This is a genomic window from Streptomyces flaveolus (assembly GCF_044765825.1).
GTDB lineage: Bacteria > Actinomycetota > Actinomycetes > Streptomycetales > Streptomycetaceae > Streptomyces > Streptomyces flaveolus.
In genome coordinates, this window is sequence record NZ_JBIWKU010000002.1 from 402,028 (window position 1) to 424,969 (window position 22,942).

At 70.4% G+C, this 22,942-nt stretch carries 21 protein-coding genes; 9 read left to right on the plus strand and 12 right to left on the minus strand.

The window, feature by feature from the left end:
• The first annotated feature begins 3 nt into the window (after positions 1-3).
• Positions 4-933, plus strand: coding sequence for a helix-turn-helix domain-containing protein (locus ACIRG6_RS07120; protein ID WP_403321822.1), 930 nt, complete (start codon positions 4-6; stop codon positions 931-933).
• A 68-nt stretch (positions 934-1,001) separates the two neighbouring features.
• Here the strand turns inward: ACIRG6_RS07120 and ACIRG6_RS07125 are convergent, their stop codons facing one another.
• Together ACIRG6_RS07125 and ACIRG6_RS07130 are read right to left on the minus strand one after the other, a co-directional pair.
• Positions 1,002-1,142: a hypothetical protein gene (locus ACIRG6_RS07125; protein ID WP_364682617.1), complete on the minus strand. Its 141-nt coding sequence runs from the start codon at positions 1,140-1,142 to the stop codon at positions 1,002-1,004.
• A gap of 10 nt (positions 1,143-1,152) precedes the next feature.
• Entirely contained in the window at positions 1,153-2,076 is a 924-nt protein-coding gene (locus ACIRG6_RS07130; protein WP_364682619.1) for a LysR family transcriptional regulator, read from the minus strand.
• A 142-nt stretch (positions 2,077-2,218) separates the two neighbouring features.
• Here ACIRG6_RS07130 and ACIRG6_RS07135 point away from each other — a divergent pair, with 142 nt between their 5' ends.
• A complete protein-coding gene (locus ACIRG6_RS07135) occupies positions 2,219-3,676 on the plus strand; it encodes an MFS transporter (RefSeq protein ID WP_403321357.1) in 1,458 nt (485 codons plus the stop codon).
• 19 nt (positions 3,677-3,695) lie between these two features.
• Complete coding sequence (locus tag ACIRG6_RS07140; protein WP_364822762.1) at positions 3,696-4,238, plus strand: pyridoxamine 5'-phosphate oxidase family protein; 543 nt, start codon at positions 3,696-3,698, stop codon at positions 4,236-4,238.
• A 190-nt stretch (positions 4,239-4,428) separates the two neighbouring features.
• On the opposite strand, the gene ACIRG6_RS07145 is transcribed toward ACIRG6_RS07140, so the two are convergent.
• From ACIRG6_RS07145 to ACIRG6_RS07160, 4 genes are all read right to left on the minus strand, one after another.
• Positions 4,429-5,559 (minus strand): winged helix DNA-binding domain-containing protein, encoded by a 1,131-nt coding sequence (locus ACIRG6_RS07145; protein WP_403321359.1) that lies wholly within the window; start codon positions 5,557-5,559, stop codon positions 4,429-4,431.
• A gap of 195 nt (positions 5,560-5,754) precedes the next feature.
• The gene (locus ACIRG6_RS07150) at positions 5,755-6,798 is read right to left on the minus strand and encodes an SPFH domain-containing protein (RefSeq protein ID WP_350722854.1); all 1,044 of its coding nucleotides are present in this window, start codon (positions 6,796-6,798) and stop codon (positions 5,755-5,757) included.
• Between the two features lie 4 nt (positions 6,799-6,802).
• Positions 6,803-7,234, minus strand: a complete 432-nt coding sequence (locus ACIRG6_RS07155; protein ID WP_350722856.1) for an NfeD family protein — start codon at positions 7,232-7,234, stop codon at positions 6,803-6,805.
• Positions 7,235-7,607: 373 nt separating this feature from the next.
• Positions 7,608-7,763 (minus strand): DUF6131 family protein, encoded by a 156-nt coding sequence (locus ACIRG6_RS07160; protein WP_318216706.1) that lies wholly within the window; start codon positions 7,761-7,763, stop codon positions 7,608-7,610.
• Between the two features lie 335 nt (positions 7,764-8,098).
• Here ACIRG6_RS07160 and ACIRG6_RS07165 point away from each other — a divergent pair, with 335 nt between their 5' ends.
• Entirely contained in the window at positions 8,099-9,682 is a 1,584-nt protein-coding gene (locus tag ACIRG6_RS07165) for an FMN-binding glutamate synthase family protein (RefSeq protein ID WP_403321361.1), read from the plus strand.
• A gap of 14 nt (positions 9,683-9,696) precedes the next feature.
• Positions 9,697-11,460, plus strand: coding sequence for a thiamine pyrophosphate-dependent enzyme (locus ACIRG6_RS07170; protein WP_403321363.1), 1,764 nt, complete (start codon positions 9,697-9,699; stop codon positions 11,458-11,460).
• Positions 11,461-11,999: 539 nt separating this feature from the next.
• Here ACIRG6_RS07170 and ACIRG6_RS07175 read toward each other — a convergent pair.
• The 3 genes from ACIRG6_RS07175 to ACIRG6_RS07185 form a co-directional block, all read right to left on the minus strand.
• Positions 12,000-12,236: a non-oxidative hydroxyarylic acid decarboxylases subunit D gene (locus tag ACIRG6_RS07175; protein WP_350722862.1), complete on the minus strand. Its 237-nt coding sequence runs from the start codon at positions 12,234-12,236 to the stop codon at positions 12,000-12,002.
• Between the two features lie 50 nt (positions 12,237-12,286).
• The gene (locus tag ACIRG6_RS07180) at positions 12,287-13,717 is read right to left on the minus strand and encodes a non-oxidative hydroxyarylic acid decarboxylases subunit C (RefSeq protein ID WP_318216710.1); all 1,431 of its coding nucleotides are present in this window, start codon (positions 13,715-13,717) and stop codon (positions 12,287-12,289) included.
• A gap of 71 nt (positions 13,718-13,788) precedes the next feature.
• Positions 13,789-14,379 carry a non-oxidative hydroxyarylic acid decarboxylases subunit B gene (locus ACIRG6_RS07185; RefSeq protein WP_318216711.1) on the minus strand — a complete coding sequence of 197 codons (591 nt, stop codon included), beginning with the start codon at positions 14,377-14,379 and terminating at the stop codon, positions 13,789-13,791.
• Positions 14,380-14,475: 96 nt separating this feature from the next.
• Here ACIRG6_RS07185 and ACIRG6_RS07190 point away from each other — a divergent pair, with 96 nt between their 5' ends.
• Positions 14,476-15,375 carry a helix-turn-helix transcriptional regulator gene (locus ACIRG6_RS07190; RefSeq protein ID WP_364682636.1) on the plus strand — a complete coding sequence of 300 codons (900 nt, stop codon included), beginning with the start codon at positions 14,476-14,478 and terminating at the stop codon, positions 15,373-15,375.
• A gap of 283 nt (positions 15,376-15,658) precedes the next feature.
• On the opposite strand, the gene ACIRG6_RS07195 is transcribed toward ACIRG6_RS07190, so the two are convergent.
• The gene (locus ACIRG6_RS07195) at positions 15,659-16,600 is read right to left on the minus strand and encodes a GlxA family transcriptional regulator (protein WP_403321370.1); all 942 of its coding nucleotides are present in this window, start codon (positions 16,598-16,600) and stop codon (positions 15,659-15,661) included.
• 71 nt (positions 16,601-16,671) lie between these two features.
• On the opposite strand from ACIRG6_RS07195, the gene ACIRG6_RS07200 reads away from it, so the two are divergent.
• Positions 16,672-17,562, plus strand: a complete 891-nt coding sequence (locus tag ACIRG6_RS07200; protein ID WP_403321372.1) for a Rossmann-fold NAD(P)-binding domain-containing protein — start codon at positions 16,672-16,674, stop codon at positions 17,560-17,562.
• Positions 17,563-18,035: 473 nt separating this feature from the next.
• Here ACIRG6_RS07200 and ACIRG6_RS07205 read toward each other — a convergent pair whose 3' ends face one another.
• Complete coding sequence (locus tag ACIRG6_RS07205) at positions 18,036-19,034, minus strand: NADP-dependent oxidoreductase (protein ID WP_403321374.1); 999 nt, start codon at positions 19,032-19,034, stop codon at positions 18,036-18,038.
• A 122-nt stretch (positions 19,035-19,156) separates the two neighbouring features.
• On the opposite strand from ACIRG6_RS07205, the gene ACIRG6_RS07210 reads away from it, so the two are divergent.
• On the plus strand, positions 19,157-20,032 hold the full coding sequence (locus ACIRG6_RS07210; protein WP_403321376.1) for a LysR family transcriptional regulator: 876 nt from the start codon (positions 19,157-19,159) through the stop codon (positions 20,030-20,032).
• Between the two features lie 184 nt (positions 20,033-20,216).
• On the opposite strand, the gene ACIRG6_RS07215 is transcribed toward ACIRG6_RS07210, so the two are convergent.
• On the minus strand, positions 20,217-21,287 hold the full coding sequence (locus ACIRG6_RS07215) for a LacI family DNA-binding transcriptional regulator (protein WP_364822784.1): 1,071 nt from the start codon (positions 21,285-21,287) through the stop codon (positions 20,217-20,219).
• Between the two features lie 267 nt (positions 21,288-21,554).
• On the opposite strand from ACIRG6_RS07215, the gene ACIRG6_RS07220 reads away from it, so the two are divergent.
• On the plus strand, positions 21,555-22,928 hold the full coding sequence (locus ACIRG6_RS07220; protein ID WP_403321379.1) for an extracellular solute-binding protein: 1,374 nt from the start codon (positions 21,555-21,557) through the stop codon (positions 22,926-22,928).
• Positions 22,929-22,942 lie beyond the last annotated feature (14 nt).

Here is a 22,942-nt window from a genome sequence, read left to right on the forward strand (position 1 = left end):
GTGATGGTCGAGAACGGACACTCCAGGACGGGCGGACAGGCCGGGCCGGCCGCGGTCCCGCTGTACGGTTTCCAGCCCCCGGTCGGCACCCCGTACGGTCCGGAGGTGAGTACCGTCGAGGACTTCTTCGCCCAGCACGACGACTGGCCGTGGAACCCGCCCCGTCCTGGCCGCGCCACCTTCCACTACCTCATCGCCGTCACCGAGGGCGAGTTGCGGCACGACGTCGACCACATCACTCGAATCGTCGCCCCCGGCCAGTGGCTGTGGGTGCGTCCCGGACACACGCAATGCTGGCATCCGCCCGGCGCCGCCCGCGGCCCGTTCATCCTGTTCGAGCCGGATGTGCTGCGGCCCGACCTCGCCCGCCTGCTGGCCCCGCTCACCGCGCACGACGCTCCTTCCGTGCTGAGCCCGCACCCCGACGACGCCGCCTGGCTCCGGCAGACGGCGCTCCAGCTGCTGGACGAACACCGCGCCCTCGGGCGCCGGCCTCTCGATGTTCACCACGCTCTGCGGCGCAGCCTGCTCGAATCTCTGCTGCTGCGCCTCGCCAACGCTCCCGGGATCACCCCCGCCGACACGAGTGCGGGCACGAGCCGTGGTGACACCTACGGGCGGTTCACGGACGCCCTGGAGCTGCACTTCCGCGAACTGCACCGGGCCGCGGATTACGCCGAGTTGCTCGGCTGCTCGGTCCGCACACTCAGCCGCGCCGCCCGGGACGCCACCGGTAAGGGAGTGCGAGAGCTCATCGACGAGCGGCGCCTGCTCGAAGCCCGGCGCCTGCTGGGAAGCGCCCAATGGGATGCCCGGTCCGTGGCCGCCCACCTCGGCTTCACCGACCCCGCGAACTTCGGCCGTTTCTTCCGCGACCGCACCGGTCTCACGCCCGCCGCCTTCGCGGCCCGCGACGCCACGACCGGCCCGTGAGGGCGGCTGGGCTCCGGATGTTCATACGGCGGACCGGTGATTGGTTCATAGGCCCGCTCGGGTGGGGGTCAGACCCAGTCGGGGGCATGCTCCTCGGCGTAGCGGGCGCCGAATCCGCCGGTCGGGAGGATCTCGCGGATCGCGGGGCAGTGGGCACGGGAGGGTTTCAGCTTTCGTGGCCGCTTGGTCACGAAAGCTGAGCCGCGCACGTCAGGTGCGTTACTCGTTCGAGTGCCGCCGGGTCTCGGTGGCCGCCATGGTCCGCGCGGTCTCGCGGATCATGTGGCTGAAGAGCTCTATTGCCCGGGTGCTGCCGCCGGACCGCCACATCAGGCCGTATCCGAGTGGCGTATCTTCCTCCACCGGGACGTAGGAGACTCCAGGGCGTCCGTGGTAGATGGCGATGTGGGCCCCTGCCAGCAGGGCTCCCTTGCCGCCGGCGACGAGCGTCAGTGCCTCCTGGAAGTTGGTGACGGACGGCCCCTGCCCGATGGGCCTGCCGCTGGGTGTGCGCGTCGGCACCTGATGTTCCAGCCAGTACTCGGGGAGGTCGCCCGCGATGGCCAGCAACGGCATACCGGCCAGATCCTCAAGTGTCACCGAATTGCGTCCGGCCAGAGGATGCCCGGCCGCGACAGCAAGGACTCTGTCCTCCGCGAGGAGCGTGGGTCCGCGGGTCAGGTCGGCCTCGCGCACGGGAAAGTCGGTCAACTGGACGTCGAATTCGCCTTTGCGCAGCATTCCGTACGGATCTGAGAGCGGTACCTCGCATACCTCGACGGCGAGTTCCGGATGGCTGGTGTGCAGCTTCTCGGTCGCCTTCATCACCATTTCCCCGGCGAGGGGCGTGGAGAATCCGACGTGGAGGACTCCCGCGATACCGCGAGCCGACGCGACAGCCCGCGCCAGGGCGTCCTCGATACCGCGGTAGTGCGGTTCGAGGTCGTCACGGAGGCGGCCGCCCAGACCGGTAAGGGCCACACGCCGGCTGGTGCGTGTGAACAGAGGTGCTCCGACGCGGCGTTCCAGCTTGGCGATGAGCTGACTCACCCGGGCACGGGAGAGATGCAGTCGGGTGGCGGTACGTCCGAAGTGCAGTTCTTCGGCGAGTACGAGAAAGCAGTCGAGTTCGCTCTGGTCCACATACGTCTCCGAGATACGTGCGGGTACGGATCGGTAAGCCTGGCTGACCGAACGTTGCGAAGGCCGCTGTTGTTCCCGCCTCGGCTGTGGCGAAGGCTTGGGGCACCGACAACACCCCTCACTCCGGAAGGAGTACATCGTCATGAGTGCCTTGAGTACGTCGGGCGGGCTGAGCGCACGCAAGTGGGGCATCCTGCTCGTACTGTGCGGCGCGATCTTCCTCGAAGGCATTGATGTGGCCATGCTCAACGTGGCCCTGCCGTCGATCCGCACCGATCTAGGACTGTCCACCGGTGAGCTGCAATGGGTGATGAGCGCCTACGTACTCGGTTACGGCGGTTTCATGCTCCTCGGCGGACGGGCCGCTGATCTGTTCGGACGCCGTCAGATGTTCGTCTTCTGGCTCACCGTCTTCCTGTTGTTCTCCGGGCTCGGCGGCTTCGCCACTGAGGAGTGGATGCTGATCCTCGCCCGGTTCATCACGGGCGTCGCCGCAGCCTTCATGACTCCGGCGGGTCTGTCCATCATCACCACGGGCTTCGCCGAGGGTCCGGAGCGGAACAAGGCACTACTTGTCTACTCCGGCACCGCCGCAGGAGGCTTCACGATCGGTCTGGTCGCCGGCGGGCTGCTCACCGCCGTCGGCTGGCGGTGGGTGTTCTTCGCCCCGGTCGTGCTCTCCCTCCTCATCCTCGTCGCGGCCCTGGTGTTCGTCCCCCGGTCGGCACGGCCCGACAGATCCGGCAAGCGCGTCGACGTGGCCGGCGCGCTGACCGTCACCGCTGCACTCGTGCTGATCGTGCTGGGCGTCGAGCGTGCCGCCCATGCCGGGATGGCCGTCAGCGCCGGTACGTTGCTGGCCGGGCTGGCGTTCCTCGTGGCCTTCCTCGTCATCGAACGGCGGTCCGCCGAGCCCCTCGTGCGCCTGGGGATCCTGCGTCACGGCCCCCTGGTGCGGGCCAACCTTTCGGCGATGCTGTTCTCTGCCGGATTTTTCGGATTCCAGTTCCTGGTGGTGCTGTACCTCCAGGAACTGCGCGGCTGGTCGACGCTGGAGACGAGCTTCGCGATGCTCATCATTGGCATCGACGCGATCCTCTCGCCGACCCTCACACCACGACTGGTCGACCGCTTCGGCAACGCCAAGGTGATCCTGGGCGGTCTTCTGCTCGCGGTGCTCTCCTACGGGCTGTTCCTTCCGGTAGGAGCGGACTGGAGTTACGCGACGATGTTCCCGAGCCTGATCGTCCTCGGTCTCGCCTTCTCTTTGGCGTACGGCCCCCTCACCATTGTGGCTACGGAGGGGATCGCGGAGGAAGAGCAGGGACTCGCGGGCGGTCTCCTCTACACCGCCTTTCAGTTCGGTGCCGCGCTCGGTCTCTCGGCGGCCACCGCCGTCAGCGTGGCCGCCACTCGCACGCAGACTCCTGAAGCCCTGCTCGACGGCTACCGGGCCGGTCTGCTCGTCCCCTTTGCGGCAGCCGTCATCGCCGCAGTCGTCAGTGCCTTCGGCCTGCGCTCCCAGCAGGGAGGTGTGGCGTCCACTCCCCCGGGCGCTGCCGCTGCCGCTGAGCGCACCGACGCCCCCGTCTCCCGGTGACTTTCGAAAGGGCAGGGTCATGGCCGTCGCTGTCAGCGAGTTCTCCGAGATCGAGCGCACCTTCCTCGACTACATCCGCGACATCAAGTACGCGACCATGGTCACCGTCGACCGTCAGAACCGCCCGCGCGCTCGTGTACTGCTGCCTGTGTGGGAGATTGTCGACGGTGCGCCGGTCGGCTGGCTCGCCGCATACCGAACCCCTGTCAAGAGTGCACATCTGGCGGGCAACCCCCATACGACGTACGCCTACTGGAGCCCCCGACAGAACGCGGTCTTCGTGGACAGCGTCTCCACCTGGGCCGAAGACGAGGAATCCAAGGTTCACGCGTGGGAGCTGTACGAGCGGGGCGGTCCGCTGGGTGTGGGCTACGACCCGGTCCGTTACTGGCGTGGCGGCCCCGGCGATCCCGACTACCACGTGCTGCGGATCGCCCCGTGGCGTGTACAGCTCGTCCGCGGTTCCGATCTGCGCAGCACGCTGTGGCGGAAGCGGGCCACGGCTCCGGCGGTCACTTCGTCCGTCGACCTGGAGGGCTCGACGACGGCTGAACCCGCGTGAGAAGGACGGGTGGCTCTGCGCTCTGGTGGCCACCGGGCGGGTGCCGTCAGGCCGTGATCACGGTGGCAGCGGTCCCCGAGACGGTGAGACGGCCGAAGACGACGCCGGTCACGGCGCCGGTCCCTTCCACGAGCGGCGAGACCCTTCCTTTCCGTCACAGCCGCCTGAGTCTGAGCGACGGATCAGCTGCTCACAGGGTCCGCACCTCGGTGGCGGGGAGCTTCGCCCACCAGTGGTGGTAGCGGCTGTAGATCTCCACCTCGCGGTCGCCGAGCAGCTCCTTCAGAGACTGGGCCTCGGCCGCGAGCCCGTCCCAGGTAGCGGGTGACAGGGAGTGGAATGCCGTGGCCTCGATGCCCCCGTGCACCGGGCGCCACACACCGGCGACGTAGCCGTCCACCAGCAGGGTGGGCAGTACGTCTCCGTTTCTGCGGATCACCAGGGGACGGTAGGCCGGGGGTATCACCCGGCTGCGGTCGGCGTAAGCCAGCAGAATGCTGTCCCACATCGCCATGAGCCGAGGCGGCGCGGGAGTACCCGCAGGGGGCCGGGGGGCGGCCGGGAGGTCGAACAGTGTGCCACCGTCCGGCCCCTTGACCTGCTCGACAGCACCGTCCAGAGCACGCAGAGCCGCGCGAACGGGCGCCCGCTGCACCATGGCGAACTGCGCCACGTCCGCCACCGACGCGGGTCCGAAGCCCGCCAGATAGCGCAGGACCAAGGTCTGCAGCGCCTGTGGATCCACTGCCCTCCCCCCGGGGACGGGCCCGGTCCCAGCCGCGACGAAGGACGGCCGGAGGCCGAATGACCACGGCGCGCCTGTCGGGACATGGTGCAGCGGCGCGTACGCCTTCAGCCCCCACCACGCCCCGTCCGTCTTCTCGGCACCAAGCCGCTCCGTGACCCACGCCTTCATCTCGGCCGAAGTCCGCGGCCGACGGGCGAAGGCCAGCAGCTCCGGCACCAGCTCGCCGGCGTCCGCTGGGGTCAGCCCTGCCTCGGCGAAGCGGAAGCCGAGCCGGGAGGCGTACAGGGTGGGCTGCACCGCCGCGCGCCAGACCGGATAGTCCTCGCCGTGCACGGCGTGCAAGGTGATCCGCATGAGGGTCGCCTTGACCACCGCACCCTCGACGAAGGCAGCATCGAGCTCGGCCGGTGCGAACCCCGTGACCCGGTTCCAGAGCGCGAGGTAAGGCGAGGCCGGATGCTGCGCCTGGAGCGCGACCACGCGCCGCACCGCCTCGGGGACGGTCAGTAGCTCTCGCCTGAGCAGCAACTGGCGGCCGAGGGCAGCTCGGTTGAGTTCGCGTGCGGTGACCACAACGGTGCAGGGTACGCCTGCACTGCACCGGCGAGGCAGCGCCCGGCGGGCGTGCCGGAGTGCTGTGGTGCCGGAGCGCCCCGAGGGAGTGGGAGCAGCCCCGTGGCCCGGGGCTCGGGAGCACAGAGGCATCCGTTCCGGCACCACACGCTGTCCGTCCTCACCGCGGACGATGAGCTCGCCGACCGCTCGCCGTCAACGCGGTGACTGGGGCGGCAGAGGCTCGGTCGGGGGGACGCCGTCGGCCTTGGCGGCGTCGGCCAGGGCCTCCGCGGCGGCTTCCGCCGCCTGCGCCGTGTCGTTGGCGGCCTGGGCGGCCATGTCGTCGCTCGACGGCTTCTCGCGGGTTGCCGGGGACGGGGGGAGCACCTCGCTGAAGGCTCGGGACACGCCCTGAAGGGCAGACGTGATCTCGCTGGGGATGACCCAGAAGTTGTTCCCCTGGCCTTGCGCGAGCTGGGGCAGCGCCTGGAGATACTGGTAGGCGAGGAGTTTGGGGTCGGGGTCGTTGCGGTGCACCGCCTGGAACACCTCGTCGATGGCCCGGGACTGGCCCTCGGCCTGCAGAATGGCCGCGGTCCGGTTCCCCTCCGCGCGCAGGACGGCAGCCTGCTTGTCCCCTTCGGCGGTGAGGATCTGCGACTGGCGCTGGCCTTCCGCACCAAGGATCGCCGCGCGCTTGTCCCGTTCAGCCCGCATCTGCTTCTGCATCGCGTCCTTGATGGACTGCGGGGGATCAATGGCCTTGATCTCCACTCGGTTCACCCGCAGCCCCCACTTGCCGGTGGCCTCGTCCAGTACGCCGCGGAGCTGGCTGTTGATGGTGTCCCGTGAGGTGAGCGTCTTCTCCAGGTCCATCGAGCCCACGACATTGCGCAACGTGGTGACGGTGAGCTGTTCGACGGCCTGGAGGAAGCTGGCGATCTCGTAGAAGGCCGCTCGCGGGTCGGTGACCTGGAAGTACAGGACCGTGTCGATCTCGACGACGAGGTTGTCCTCGGTGATGACCGGCTGCGGTTTGAACGAGACGACCTGTTCTCGCAGATCGATCAGCGGATGTACGCGGTCGATGAAGGGGATGACGAGGCTGAGCCCGGGAGTCAGCGTGCGGTGGTAGCGGCCGAGTCGCTCGACGTTGCGAGCGCGTGCCTGGGGCACGATGCGCACCGCCCGCACCACGGTGAAGATCGCGATGAGCGCGACGATCAGGCCGGCGATGAGAGACGCGGACAGGTCCATGGCTTCAGTCCCGTGGGTAGACGAAGGCGGTGGTGCCGCTGATCTGGATGACGTCGACGGTCGCTCCGGTGGCGATCACCAGCGTCTCGTCGTAGGGGCGGGCGGTCCACTCCTCTCCGTCGATGCGGATCCTGCCGCCCGTGGCCGTCACCTCCGAGGTGACGTAGGCGGCCTTGCCGACCAGCGCGTCGATACCGAACCGTGCCACTTGGGGCTGCAACACGTGGCGCAGCGCGATCGGCCGCACGAACAGCACGGTGACCGTGGCGACGACGGCGTAGACCAGGAACTGGAACGGCACCGGCAACCCGATGGCGGCCCCTCCGGCCGTGACCACTGCGGCCACGCTCAGCATGCCGAGCGCTGCGGTGAGCGTGAAGATCTCCGCCACCGCCAGAACCGCCGCAACGATCAACCAGACAAGCCATGGATCCATGAGGCACCTCTTCTCACCGGTCCGGGGGCAGAGGGCGGATCGCGCCGTTCAGTCCTTCAACCGACCGGACAGATGCGGTGTCGTTATTTTACCTACTTTGACCAGCATCTATTCCTGATGGTCGGCAGAAGGTCGGCCGTAGTTCCGCGGGCCGCCGGATCGCAGTAGTGCCCGAGGCGCGCGGCCGTGGCGTGGGCGAGGCAGGCGCCGAGCTGCCGAGCCGGTGCTGATGCTCGCCGACAGCGGAGTCGCCCTGCGCCACGAGGACGGCACCCGGCACCTTCTCCCCCACGCCCCGCTGCTCCCGGAGGCGATCGAGGGCGTTGCCGCGGCGGCTGCCGTGCGTCGATGCAGTGCGGCCGGCTGTCTGAGGTCACCAGTAGTGCCGACGGCCGGCGACCGCGTGTCCCATGGAGCCCATGATCCACAGAACCGCGCCGATGACCGCCAGGATGATCCCTATCGTCCACAAGATCGATACGCCTGTGACGAAACCGACCACCAGCAGGATGATGCCAAGGAGGAGCATGATCGCCTCCGGTGCGCAGAAGTGCTTCTTCCACTGTGGACCGCGCCGCCCCGTTAGGGAAGTGCCGCCGTCACGGTTTGGAGCTGGGCAGCAGAAGCCGGCGAACAGACGGACGAGGACGCGTTGCGCGGCCAGGTCCGCAAGGAACGGATCGACGTCGAAGGCATCGACGAAGATCGGCAGAATGGGCAGCCCGCCCGAAGCCGGCCGGCCCGCCCAGAGCGCGCTCGAGCGGACCGGCGTCCTCCTTCCCCGGGGGCCGGGCAGGCACGCGCTTGGTGGATCTTTGACGCAACCGCAGGACTGGAGAGCGATCGCACGGCAATGAGCTAGTGGTGACACGCATGGCAATCGTCGTTCTGATCCTCGTCGCAGGTGTACTGGCGGCCCTGGCCGCGGCCCTGGCCTCCCCTTGGTGGTTGCTGGCCGCTGTGCCGGTACTCCTGCTGGGCCTGTTGGCTGTGGGGGATCTGGTGCAACGCCGGCATTCAGTGCTGCGCAACTATCCCGTGCTCGGGCATGCCCGCTTCCTGCTGGAGCGCATACGTCCGGAGCTGCAGCAGTACTTCGTCGAGCGGAACTTCGACGGGCGCCCCTTCGACCGGGACGTGCGCAGCATCGTCTACGAGCGGGCGAAGGGCACCGACGCCGAGGAGCCGTTCGGTACCGAACGGGACGTGTACCAGCCCGGCTACGAGTTCCTGGTCCCGTCGATGGCGCCGTGCCCGGTGCCCGAGTCCCCGCCACGCGTTCGGATCGGAGGCACGGACTGCACCCGGCCGTACGACATGGCACTGCTGAACGTGTCGGCGATGAGCTTCGGCTCGCTGTCGGCCAACGCGGTGCTGGCTCTCAACGGCGGTGCGGCGGCGGGCGGGTTCGCCCAGGACACCGGCGAGGGCGGGCTGTCGGAGTACCACCTGCGTCCAGGGGGCGACCTCGTGTGGGAGATCGGCACCGGGTACTTCGGCTGCCGGACCCGCGACGGCGGCTTCGACGCCGCCGAGTTCGCCGACAAGGCCGCGCACGACCACGTCAAGTGTGTGTCCCTGAAGCTGTCGCAGGGCGCCAAGCCCGGCATCGGCGGTGTGCTGCCGGGGCCCAAGGTGAACTCCGAGATAGCCCGGGTCCGGGGCGTGCCCGAGGGACGTACGGTCGTCTCGCCGCCGTACCACCGGGTGTTCTCCACTCCGCGTGAACTCGTGCGGTTCGTCGCCCGCATGCGTGAGCTGTCGGGTGGCAAGCCGGCCGGGTTCAAGCTGTGTGTGGGTTCACGCCGGCAGTTCCTGGCCGTGTGCAAGGCCATGGTGGAGGAGGGCACGGCGCCCGATTTCATCGTGGTGGACGGAGCCGAGGGCGGGACCGGGGCCGCGCCCCTGGAGTTCGCCGACCACGTGGGCACCCCGCTCACCGAGGGCCTGCTCACCGTGCACAATGCGCTCGTGGGGGCGGGCCTGCGCGACCGGATCAGGATCGGGGCGAGCGGCAAGATCGCCACGGGTACCGACCTCGTCAAGCGCATGGTGCAGGGCGCCGACTACGGCAACGCGGCACGGGCGATGATGTTCGCCGTCGGCTGCATCCAGGCACAGAGGTGCCACACGAACACCTGCCCCACCGGCGTCACGACCCAGGACCCCCGCCGAGCCCGTGCCCTGGACGTGCGGGACAAGACGCCGCGCGTCCGGCGCTTCCAGGAGGCGACCGTGGCGAGCGCCCTGCAGATCATGGCGTCCATGGGTGTCACCGACCCCGCGGAGCTGCGCCCGCACATGCTCCGGCGGCGGGTCGACCCCCTCACCGAACGCTCCTACGAGGAGCTGTACGAGTGGCTCGAGCCGGGGCAGTTGCTCGTCGAGCCACCGGCTTCATGGGCGGCCGACTGGAAGGCCGCCGACCCTGATCGTTTCACCGTGTGACCTGGAGGACTCACGTGGCCCGTACCGTTGCCCAAGTGATCGTGGACGCGCTGAGCGAACTCGGCGTGCGCCAGGTGTTCGGCGTCGTGGGAGACGCCCTCAACCCCCTGACGGACGCCATCCGCACCACCGACGGCCTGGAGTGGGTGGGATGCCGGCACGAGGAGGCGGCCGCCTTCGCCGCGAGCGCCCAGTCGCAGCTCACCGACACCCTCGGCGTGTGCATGGGCACCGTCGGGCCCGGCTCCGTGCACCTCCTCAACGGGCTGTACGACGCGGCCAAGAGCCACGCCCCGGTGCTGGCCATCGCCGGCCAGGTGCCGCTCGCCGAGATCGGCAGCGACTACTTCCAGGAGGTCGACAACGACGCCCTCTTCAGCGACGTGGCCGTCTTCCGCGCGACCGTCACCTCACCCGACCAACTGCCGCAGATGCTGGAGACGGCCGTGCGCCACGCACTGGGCCGCAAGGGCGTCGCCGTCCTCACCGTGCCCGGCGACCTGGGCGAGCGCGAACTGACCGCGGACCGGCCGGCCCGGTTCTCGCTGAACGCCCCGTTGAGCCGGCCGGACGAGTCCGCCGTCCGCCGCGCCGCGGAACTCCTCGACGGGTCGGAGCGTGTCACCCTGCTCGTCGGCGAGGGCGCCCGGGCTGCCCGCCAGGACGTCCTCACCCTCGCCGACCGCCTGGCCGCGCCCATGGTGCTCACCCTGAAGGCCAAGGCCGGTTTCGAGGGCGCCGCCAATCCCTTCCAGGTCGGCCAGACGGGCCTGATCGGCAATCCCGCCGCGGCGGCGGCCCTCCAGGACGCGGACACCCTGCTGCTGCTCGGCACGGACTTCCCCTACCGGGACTGGTATCCCGAGGGCCGGACCGTGATCCAGGTGGACACCGAGGCGACCCACATCGGACGCCGTGTCCCGGTGGACGTGGGGCTGGTGGGCGACACCGGCGCCACCGTACGCGACCTCCTGAACCACCTCGCCGCCGCACCCGCCGGGTCCGAGGGTGCGCGTGACCGCTCGCACGTGGAGAAGGCGCGTGAACGCTTCGACCAGTGGCGTACGGGCCAGGCCCGGCTCGCCGACCCGTCGCACGACAAGGGCGTCGTGGGGCACATCCGCTCCGCCCTGGACAACCGTGCCCACGACATCCGGCCGGAGGCCCTGGCCGCGGTCGTGGACCGCCTCGCGGCCGACGACGCAGTGTTCACCTCCGACACGGGCATGGCCACGGTGTGGCTGTCGCGGTTCGTCGAGATGCGGGGCGAGCGACGCCTTGTCGGCTCCTACAACCTGGGCTCGATGGCCAACGCCATGCCCCAGGCCCTGGGGGCCCAGTTCCTGGACCGCGAGCGGCAGGTCGTCGCCTTCTGCGGTGACGGCGGACTGAGCATGCTCCTCGGTGACCTCATGACGCTGAAGACGTACCGACTCCCCGTCAAGCTGGTCGTCTTCGACAACCGCCGGCTGGGCATGGTGAAACTCGAACAGGAGCAGGCCGGCCTGCCCGAGTTCGGCACGGTACTCGACAACCCCGACTTCGCCGCCGTGGCCGAGGCCATGGGCATCACCGGTATCCGCGTGACGGACCCCGCCGACGTGGAGAGCGCCGTGGAACGCGCCTTCCGCACCCCGGGCCCGGTGCTGCTCGACGTCCTCACCAATCCCGACGAGATCGCCGTTCCCGCCAAGCCGACGGTCGAGCAGGGATGGGGTTTCGCGCTGGCCAAGATGAAGGAGGTCGTACGCAGCCAGGGAGAGCCGGACGGAAACTGACCGGCACCTGGCAGGCATACGGATCGTCGCCGGGGCAAGCGTGTGCCACCGCCGCGCCGACACCCGTCTTCACCCGGCGTGGGGACGCGGCCCGCGTTGGAGGATCTCGTACCCCAACCGGGGCGGGGCACGGACGAACTCGCGTCTTCGGGGGGCCTCCGCGCGGGCGCGCGCCGCACGGTCCCGACGGCTCCGCGGAGCCACCCGGCCGCGCCTGCCCATCTTCGGCGGCGGCGACTTCGCCGGCGCCCTCGCCCAGGGCGCGGCCGGCTCGTACGTGGCGTTCTGGTCCGGGCACCTGCCCGCCGTCTCGGTCAGGGCCGCCAGCCCCGCCTCATCGGCCGCAAGGCTTCACCCGAGAGCTGGTGGCAACCCACTCCGCGAGCGCGACGGATGCGGCCCGCGGCGGACCGCCCGGCTGGTGCCGGCGGGCCGGGGCGCGGCTCACGGCCGGAGGCGGCGGCGTTGCCGTGCCCTGCTCGGGGCGGGAGGCGCCGGTGATCGCCGAGCACCGCAGCTCGGTCCCGCCCCGGACGCAGTCAGGCGGCCGTGCGGAGGGGTGGGACGGCCGGTACCTCGGTGGCGTTCTCGATGTCCGCCTGCGTCAGCCGGAACGCCTCCGGGTAGGCGTCGCGGCGAGTACGCCGGGGCGGTTCGCTGGTACGCCAGGTGTAGAGGCAGCGGTCGCACTGCAGGACGTCCCAGACACCGGGGACGGGTGAGGAGTAGAGGGTCCCGATGCTCTCGTGGGCACAGCGGGCGCAGCAGTCGGTCATGGGAGTGCCTTCCTGATAGGGAGCCGGTAGGGCGGTGCCGGAGGCGGGCGTCAGCCGCGGGCTTCGGACAGCAGGCGCTGGAGCCTGGCCGCCCAGTCCTTCGCCTCGGGGAGGTCCTTGGTCGGCGTGGAGAAGTTGCCTCGCGTGTCGGGATGCACGGGTGTGGTGGCGTCGATGATCATCTTGCTGGTCAGGCCCGCCGGCTGGGCGGCGGGGGCCAGTTCGACCACCGAGAGGTTGGGCAGGATCATGACGTCGCCGGCCGGGTTGACCTTCGAGGACAACGCCCACATGACCTGCGGCAGGTCGAACGGGTCCACGTCCTCGTCGACGACGATGACCGTGGTGATGTAGCCGAGGCCGTGGGGGGTCGTCATGGCACGCATGGCCACGGCCTTGGCGAAGCCGCCGTACCGCTTCCTGGTGGAGATCACGGCCAGCAGACCGTGGGTGTACATGGCGTTGACGGCCTGGACCTCGGGGAACTCGGCGCGCAGCTGCTTCAGCAGCGGGACACAGGTGTTGGGGCCCACGAGGTAGTCGCACTCGGTCCACGGCATGCCCAGGTAGAGGGACTCGAAGACCGGGTTCGTGCGGTACGAGATGCGGTCGATGCGGACGACGGGCATGCGGCGGCCGCCGGAGTAGTGCCCGGTGAACTCGCCGAAGGGGCCCTCGATCTGCCGCTTGCGGCTCTCGACGACACCCTCGATGACGACCTCGGAGCCCCAGGGCACGTCGAAGCCGGTGAGCGGGGCGGTGGCGATCGGGGCGGGAGCGCCGCGCAGGGCGCCGGCCATCTCGTACTCGCTCTGGTCGTACCCCATGGGCATCCCGGCCACGATGGCCATCACCGGGTCGTTGCCGAGGGTGATGGCGATGGGCAGGTCCTCGCCCTTCTCCTCCGCCTTGCGCAGGTGGATCGCGACGTCGTGCACGGGGACGGGCTGTATCGCGAGCCGGTTCCTGTCGATGACCTGGAGACGGTAGGTCCCGACGTTCTGCTTGCCGAAGTGACCGGGGTCCTCCGGGTCGCGGGAGACCACGGCGGCCTTGTCGAGGTAGAAGCCGCCGTCGCCGTCGTTGAGGCGGAACAGGGGAAGGACCGAGAAGAGGTCGACGTCAGTGCCCTCCTGGGTGTTCTCCCGCCACGGCGCGTCCTCGCGCCGCTCGGGGGCGACCGGGAAGGCGTCCCAGCGCCGGGCGAACTCCTCCACCTGCTCCTTGACCGGGGTGTGCTTGGGCAGGCCGAGGGCGAGGGCGTGGTTGGCCCAGGAGCCGTGGACGTTCAGGGCGATCCGGGCGTCGGTGAAGCCCTTGACGTTGTCGAACCACAGGGCGGGCGCGCCTTCGCCGATGCGTCCGGCGGCGTTGGCCGCCGCGGCCAGGTCGGGTTCGGGCAGGACTTCGTCGGTGATGCGCAGCAGCTGGCCTTCCTTCTCCAGCGTGCTGAGGAAACCGCGCAGGTCGTCATAAGCCATGGGTACTCCGTGGAAACCGAAAGGGTCGGGGTGGGGGGGCGTCGGGGCACAGGGCAGCGACGGGAACGTGGTCAGGAAGCCGGTCGCAGCCGGCGGGCGGCGCGCATGCCCTCCCACCTCTTCGCGGCGGGGGCAGGCAGGTCGAACTGGTCGAGGATCCGGGCCACGATGTGATCGACGATGTCGTCCACCGACTGCGGATGGTTGTAGAAGGCGGGCATGGGCGGCACCAACTGCACGCCCATCCGGGAGAGCGCGAGCATGTTCTCCAGATGGATCTCGCTCAGCGGTGTCTCGCGCGGGACGAGGACGAGCCTGCGGCGCTCCTTGAGCACCACGTCGGCGGCGCGCCCGACCAGGCTGTCGGCGTAGCCGGCACGGATCCCGGCGAGGGTCTTCATCGAGCACGGCACGATCACCATGCCGTCGGTGCGGAACGACCCGGAAGAGATGGTGGCGCCCTGGTCCTCCGGCCGGTGCACGACGTCGGCCAGGTCGCCGACCTCGTCCACGGACATGCCCGTCTCCAACTCGATGGTCGTCCGCGCCCACCGGCTGAGGACCAGATGGGTCTCGACGTCCGGCAGCTGGGCCAGCACCTGGAGGAACCGGACACCGAACACGGCGCCGGTGGCTCCCGTCATCCCCACGACCAGTCTCATACTGGGCTTCCTTCCGCAAGCATCGCGCTGATCTGCGCCTACGTCCTCACGCTAGGAGCCCGGTGACGGGGTGCGGCGGTACACTCGGGACTCGACATGGGGAAAAAAGGACAGGTTGCGCAGCGGTCGGTCATCCGGGACCTGGCCCTTCGGCGTACGGCCGGTTCACCGCCGGGTCTGGAGCTGGTCGAACTGGCGGGACTGGCCGAGCGCGCCCGCCGGCACGGCAACGACCCGTACGCCTCGCTGCGCCCCGCCTTCCACCAGCTCGTCACCGTGCGGCCTGGCAGCCGCCTGACCGTGTCGGTGGACTTCACCCGGCACGAGCTGCCCGGCGGAGCCTGGCTGTGGATCCGCCCCGGGCAGGTGCAGCGCTGGGGCGAGGACCTGGTGACGGCCGAGGGCCTGGTGGTCGCCTTCCCCGCGGGTTTCCCCGACACGGAGACGGCCGCTACCTCGGTCGCCGACGTGGCATCGGTCCAGGCCCCCCTTACGCCGGGCGCCCCGGACGCGGAGGGTCTGCGCCGGGCACTGGACCACTTGCGGTACGAGTACGAGGCGATGGCGGAGCTGCCTCTGGAGGCCCACCTGCGGGTGCTGCGGCACCTGCTGGCGGTGCTGCTGGTGCGCCTGGCGGGTGCGTACGGCTCGGAGCCGGGGGGACCGGCCGCGAACGAGACGTTCCGCCGGTTCCACGCGGCCGTGGAGCGGGACTTCACGGTCACCCGCCGGGTGGAGGACTACGCGGCGGCGCTCGGGTACAGCCGTCGCACGCTCACCCGGGCCACGGAGGCCGTCACCGGCATGCCGGCCAAGCGCTACATCGACGAACGCGTGGTGCTGGAGGCCAAACGGGAGCTGGCACACGGTCCGGCGGGCGTCGCTGCCGTGGCCGCACGGCTGGGGTTCGCCGACGCCAGCGACTTCACCAAGTTCTTCCGGCAGCGGACGGGGACGACGCCGACGGCTTTCCGCCACACGGCTCGCGGCGCCTGAGCGGCACCTGACCGGACCGGCGGCCGCCCCGGCCCGGGTGCGGGGCCCTCTGCGACGGGGACTGCGGGGTGAACATGATCATTCGTGGCGGCCTCACCGTGCGCAAAAGCGCCCCCGCGTGCCCGGACGCGCGTCTGCCCCGGCCGCCGTGGCAGGGAGCAGGTCAGGGGGGCTGTCGACTCCGATGCAGCGGCGAAGGGATGCTCAGCGCCGGGCGTGAGGGTCACGCTGCTGCACCCCGACGGAGCCTTCTTTCGTTATCGGGTGGGTCCTGCTTCGGGCCTCAGCGGGAGGTGTCCGCGGGCGCCCGGTTGAAGCTTGCGCGGTAGGCCGTGGGAGTGAGGCCGACCCGGCCGGTCATGTGCTTGCGGAGGGAGTCCGCGCTGCCCAGGCCGCTCTTCCGGGCTACCTGGTCCATGGACAGTTCGGTGGTCTCCAGCAGCTCTTTGGCCCGGTCGATGCGCTGGTGGAGCAACCATTGGAGCGGGCTCAGCCCGGTCTCCGCGTGGAAGCGTCGCGTGAGGGTGCGCACGCTCGTCCTGGCGTGACCGGCCAGGTCGGTCAGGGTGAGCGGGCCATCGAGGTGTTCGAGTGCCCAGGCGCGCGTGGGAGCGAGCGAGGTTCCGCGTTCCGGCGGTAGCGGTGTCTGGATGAACTGGGACTGTCCGCCCGGCCGTACGGGAGGGACGACCGCGAGTCGCGCGGCCGTGTTGGCAACCGCTGCGCCGTAGTCGGTCCTGACCAGATGCAGGCACAGATCGATGGCGGCGGCCGCACCCGCCGAGGTGAAGATGCCGCCGTCCTCGACGAAGAGGAGGTCGGGTTGCACATCGACTGACGGGAAGCGAGTGGCAAGGTCGCCGGCCAGCCCCCAGTGGGTCGTGGCGCGGAGCCCGTCGAGCAGGCCGGCCTGGGCCAGTACGAAAGCACCCGTGCACAGGGAGGCGATCCGCGTGCCGGCGGCCGCGGCATTCCGCAGGGCGTCGAGGACCTCCGTGGGAGCCTGCTCGCCGCCGCTGCCGACGGCGATCACCGTATCTGCGCCCTCGACCGCGTCCAAGCCGTCCGGCACCACGATGTCGGGGCCACCGACGGTGGGCGTCGGGCCGGGCAGCGCCGTGCAGATACGCACGTCGTAGTGCGGGACGCTGTTGAACACCATGAGCGGGATCGAGACGTCGAAGCTCAGCACGGGCGGCACGACGACTGCGGTGACGCGGTGCATGGCCAGAACCTCCGGAAGGGCGGCATTCGGGCCACTATCCTACGAGGCCTCGCAGCGGCACCGTGGTCGGCATGACATCTCATGTGATCGTGGGTCGCGGGGCCGCCGCGTCGAAGACCGCTCTGCTGCTGGCCGAGGACGGCGAGCGGGTGCGAATGATCAGCCGGACGGGCGGCGGGCCGGACCACCCGCTCATCGACAAGGTCGCCGCGGATGCGACAGACACCGATCGGCTCACCGAGCTGTCGGAGGGGGCGGACACGCTGTTCACCACCGCCGCGCCGCCGTACCACCTCTGGCCCGAGCAGTTCCCGGCCCTGTCGCAGTCGCTTCTGAGCACGGTGAGGCGGACCGGGGCCGCGTACGTCATGCTCGGCAACCTCTACGCGTACGGGCCGGTGAGCGGGCCGATCACGCCGGACTTTCCCCTGACCGCGGCCGGCCCCAAGGGGCGGGCCAGGGCGCGGGTGTGGGAGGAGGCCGCCGCCTCAGGGGTGAAGGTCACCGAGGTGCGGGCCGCCCAGTTCTACGGCGCCGGCGCCTTCTCGGTGTTCAGCCTCACGGTGCAGCGGCAGGTCATGGCAGGCAGGCTGGTGCTGGTGCCGCAGGAACTCGACGTGCCGCACAGCTACTCGGCGATCGGCGACACCGCGCGCACGCTGGTCGCCGCGAGCCGCAACGAGCATGCCTACGGCCGGGCCTGGCACGTGCCGACCTCGACCCTGTCGGTGCGGGGACTGGCAGCGCGCCTCGCCGAACTCGCGGGGGCACCGGAACCGCGGATGGAGGAGATGACCGAACGCGATCTGACCCTGCTTGCGTTCACGGAGCCGTTCTGGGCGGAGATGCATGAAGTGCTCACCAAGCCGGGGCACCCGTTCGTCATCGACTACTCCGAGACCGAGAAGATCCTCGGCGTGAGCGCCACTCCGGTGGACGACGTGCTCCGGGAAGTCATCTAGGCGGCTCGTCGTGCGGCCTCGGCCGGGTACTCGGTCCACGGACGGATCGGTGACGCGGGTGCGGAGTTCGGAGTTCGTCTTCGGGTCGGCGCGGGCATCGCGCCGACGGACCTAGGCGGCGTCGGCGGCGTTCTCTTCCGCATCGCTGCGGTGGTCGGCGCCGATGGGGGCGAACTGGCGCGGGGCGGGGCGGGGCGGCGGCGCGAGCGCGGCCAACGGTGGGCGGCCCCCGGCCCCGGGACGTGGTTCCTGGGGCCGGGCCGAACGGTGCGTGCGCTCTCCTGGCGGCACAGCGCCCTGGTACTGATCCGCTCCATACGGTGGTGCGGGCGAAGCAGGAGGCCGGCGAGCGAGGCGCCGGTCCTGGTCTCGCCGGACGGGTGGTGTCTTCGGTCAGGACCGCTTCCAGCCAGGGCACATTCAGCTCGTCCAGGCCGTGGGCGTAGTTCGCCACCGCTTGCGGAGTTGGGCGATCAGGAGACCACGGTCAGCACGATCTTGCCTTGGATGTGGCCCTGCGCGGCTCGCGTGTGTGCGTCGGCCGCCTCCGGCAGCGGATAGGTGCTGTCCACCCCGACCTGGAGCTTGCCCGCGTCGAACAGGCGCCCGATCTCGGCGAGTTGGGTGCCGTTGGAACGCACCTGGATGTTCGAGACCGTGATGCCCAGACGCGCCGTCTCTTCCGGGTCGTACTGGGCGAAGAACACCGGAAGCATGGTGCCGCCGCGCTTGAGCACGGTCAGGAAGCGTGAGCTGTCCGGGCCACCGACGGTGTCGATCACCAGGTCGGCACCACGGACCACGTCCGCGGCCTGCGTCCTGGTGTAGTCGATGAATTCGTCGGCTCCGAGCGCGCGCAGGAACTGCTCGTGCCGGCCCGAGGCCACCGCGATGACGTGGGCTCCCTTCCCTTTCGCCAGCTGCACCGCGAAGTGGCCCACTCCACCGGCGGCCCCGTTGACCAGTACGGTCGTCCCTGGCGTGATCGGCACCGGCTGGTGCACCCGTCCGGTGAAAGGAGACGGCACGTCGTGGCCGAGCTCCACCAGGTACTGCCAGGCCGTGAGCACGGCCATCGGCGCCCCGGCCGCCTGCACGTGGTCGATACCGGCCGGCTTGTGAGCCAGGTCCGAAGCCGGCGCGGCCACGTACTCGGCGTACGTCCGGCCGTCGAGTCCGGGGAACCGCAGCATGCCGAAGACCTCGTCACCGACGGCGAACCCCAGCACGTCCGGAGCGACCGCCTGGACCACGCCCGACATGTCCGTTCCGGGGATCAGGGGGAACTCCAGTGCCGGCCTCATCTCGGCCGGCATGACCTTCATCCCCTCACGCAGGTACCAGTCCGGCGGGTTGATGCCCGCCGCGTGCACCCGGACGAGCACCTCGCCCGGGCCGATCTCGGGAACCGGCACCTCGTCGTACCGCAGAACTTCCGGCCCGCCCGCTTTGTGGATCTGGATCGCCTTCATCGCGCCTGTCGCTTTCTCGGGGGAACGTTGCTCCTTCAGTCAAGGCCCAGGACGGCATGGCCGTCCAAGACCCGTTCGGCAACCTGGTCATTCCGAAACGGCATGATGCGTAGGCTGGAAGGGTGAACGATCTCGGACAGGACCTGGAACTGCGGCTGGTGCGCTACTTCACCGTGGTGGCGGCGCACCAGCACTTCGGCCGGGCCGCTGCCGACCTGCACGTGGCCCAGCCGGCGCTGAGCCGCCAGATCCGACGGCTCGAGACATATCTCGGCGCTCGACTGCTGGACCGCACACCCCGGGGCACCCGGCTCACTCCGGCCGGCCAGACGTTCCTCCCCCGGGCCCAAGCCCTGCTGCAGGCCGCCCGCCAGGCCGAGCTGGCTGTGCGTGAACAATCCCGGACCGAACGCATCGCCATCGGTTACGTCGAAGACCTGGTGATCACTGCCGCCGTACGGGAACTGCGCCGCCGGCACCCGGACGCCGAGATCGCCACCCGGTATCTGAGCTGCCGCGACGTCGGGGCGCTGTCCGACAAGCGCGTCGACGCCCTGATCGCGCGGGCCCCGTTGCCGCTCGCCGCCGACGACGTGTTCACCACCCCGCTCTACGAGGAGCCCCGGATGCTCGTGGTTCCGCGCGGCCATCCCTTGGCCGACCGCGCGTCGGTGACCGCGGAAGAACTGGCCGGCGAGGAGGCGGCGCCGTGCGCGTTCGAGACGGCGGACTGGACGTCCTACCGGATCCTTGGGGCCGGCGTGCCGCCGATCGAGAGTTACGAGGACAAGCTCGAACTCGTCGCGAGTGGCAGGGCGATCGCCGTGCTGCCGGTCGGCGACCGGCGTAGCTCACTGCGTCCCGACCTCGTCACCGTTCCGATCGAGGGCGCTCCCCCCAGCCAGGTCGTCCTGATCAGCCGCAAGGGCGACCCGAATCCGATGATCGGCAATCTCCGGCTGGCTGCCAAGGCAGTCCTGACCGCCCCGGCAGCCTGACCGGGACCAGCCGGCCCGCACGGCGCCGATCTGGAGGAAAGCCCGTTCGAACTGCTTGTTTCTGCTTCGGGAAGGCCCTACGCCGCGGATCGAGGAGGCTGTGAGGACACGGTGCGTGGCCTGGGGGCCGGGCTGCGCCCGCGTCGAGTCGAGGCATGGTCGTGAGGACCTCTGTGCCGGGCGCTCACCACACCCCGTCACGTCCCGCCGCTCCCTCGGTGCTCTCGCGCAGGACGAGCCGGTGGGCCACGACGTGGTCCTGCGGGTGCGCCGATCCGGGGCGGCCCGCGTCGTCCGGTCGGGATTCCGGGCGCGTCGCCTCGTCGATGCGGCGCAGCAGCAGGTCGATCGCGACCCGGGCCACCGCCTCCTTGTCCGGGGCGACCGTGCTCAGCGACGGCACGCTGAACCGGCCGCCCTCCACGTCGTCGAAGCCGATGACGGCCACGTCTTCGGGCACCCGTGCCCCGTAGGAGTGCAGCGTCCGCAACGCCCCCAGTGCCAACTGGTCGTTGAGGCACAGCAGGGCGTCCGGCCGGGCCCCACCGGCCAGTACCCGGCGCACGGCGGCGGCCCCGTCGCTCATGTGGAACGCCTCCACCGGCAGCAGGGAGGCCGGGTCGTACGCGATGCCCGCCTCGGCCAGCGCGGAGCGGAAACCGCGGGTGCGCGCCTGCGCGGTGCCGACGCCCTCGTCGTCCCGTCCGCCGACGGCGAGGATGTGCCGGCGTCCCAGAGCGAGCAGGTGCTCGGTCGCCTCGCGGGCCGCGAGTTCGTTGTCGATCGCCACGTGGTCGGCGCCGTCGGTCAGCAGCTCGCCCAGCAGGACGGTCGGCGGGAGGCCGGCGTGTGCACGCAGGTCCTCCGGTGCGAGGGCCAGCGGGCTGAGGATGACACCGTCCACGAAGTCCGAACCGAAGCCGGCCAGCGCCGCCTTCTCCCGCTCCCGGTCCGCGCCGGACTGATGGATCAGCACGGTCAGGGAGCGGTTCTCGGCCTCCCGGACGACATGCCGGGCCAGTTCGGCGAAGTACGGGACGTCGAGTTCCGGGACCACGAGGGCGATGATGCCCGTGCGTCCGCTGCGCAGGTGCCGTCCGGCGAGGTTGATGCGGTAGCCGAGCTGGTCGATCGCTTCCTGCACCACCCGCCGGGTCCTCTCGGACACGTGGACGTAGTCGTTGAGCACGTTGGACACCGTCTTCTCCGACACCCCCGCGTGCCGTGCCACGTCTTTGATCCTCGGCCGTGCCACCTGCAACCTCCCTGCCCCTGGTACGTCCCGAGTCTATGGGTGCTTTCCGGCGGCCGGGACGGCTCGGGAGTACCGGACGAGGGGGCGCGTCCGACGCTCGGGTGATGACCCAGCTCTTTACAGCCAATGTACATCGATGTAAAAACGGGTCACCGCGCCGGGAGATCCGGCGCGGATCACCCCGATGTGCACGGGCGGCCGGCGGCTGTCGTGCCGATGGCCCCTGCCGTCGGCCGGGCACGTCGTCCGGCCGTCGAAAGGTCAGTGATGAGCTCTGCACCCCCTGCCCGTGGGCCGCTTGGCGCCTGGGACCCGAACCCGGCGACCGGCGTCGGCCGCCGCCGGCTGCTGCGCTACGGGACGGCCGCGGCGGCGGCCCTGCTGACCGCGGGCCCGCTGACCGGCTGCGCCTCGCCGGCCCGCGCCGGTGCGGCCTCCTCACTGAAGGTGTGGGACCTGTTCCAGGGCGGCGACGGCATGCTGATGGACGAGATGATCGCGGCCGTCTCCCGGGGCGGTGACGGTTTCGACGTGGACCGGACGATCCTGGACTGGGGCCCGTCGTACTACACGAAACTCGCCATGTCGGCGGCCGGCGGCCGGGCCTCGGACGTGGCCGTGCTGCACCTGTCACGCCTGGCCGGATACGCCCCCGGCGGCCTGCTCGACCCCTTCGACCTGGACGTCCTTGCCGAATTCGGTGTGACCGAGAAGGACTTCGCCCCCGCCGTCTGGAAGCGCGCCCAGCACCAGGGCACGGTCTACGCGGTCCCGCTGGACGTCCACCCCTTCATCGTCTTCTACGACAAGGACGTCGCCGGCCAGGCCGGTCTCCTCGATCCGTCCGGCCACCTGGCACCCACGGGATCGCCCGAAGCGTTCCTGGAGGCCGGGAGGAAGCTCGCCGAGGCGACCGGGAAGTCCGGGGTCCTCTTCGGGCACGTCACCGACACCGCCCAGAGCTGGCGCCAGTTCGCGGCGCTGTACGCCCAGACCGGTGCCTCTTTCACCCTGCCCGACGGCGGTCCGCCGAAGATCGACGTCGAGGCCGCGGTGAAGGTCGTGACCTTCATGAAGCAGCTCTTCGACGGCCGGACGAACCCCAACAACCTCGACTACAACGGCGCGATGGCCGCGTTCATGGACGGCCGCGGCGGCATGATCATGGCCGGGGAGTGGGAACTGCCGACGTTCCGGAAGTCCGGCATCAAGCGCCTGGGGGCGGCCCCCTTCCCGCAGATCTTCGGCCGGCCGGCCGTCTACGCCGACTCCCACAGCTTCGTCCTCCCGCACCAGGACAACCCCGACCCGGCCCGGCGCCGCGAGGCCCACCGGTATGTCGCCGAGATCATCAAACAGAGCCTGACCTGGGCGGGTGCCGGACACATCCCGGCGTACCAGCCGGTGCAGGCCCTCCCCGCATACGCCAAGCTCGACCCCCAGTCCTCGTACGCGGCCGCGGGCGAGATCGCCGTGCTCGATCCGCCGAACTGGTTCGCCGGGGCCGGCGGCAACTTCCAGAACCGCATGTGCCAGCCGCTCCAGTCGGCGCTGCTGGGCAACACCTCCGCCGAGAAGGCGGTGCGGCAGATGGTCCGGGAAGCGGACACCTTGCTGCGCCAGCCCAACCCGGTCGCCTGACGACAGCCGAAGGA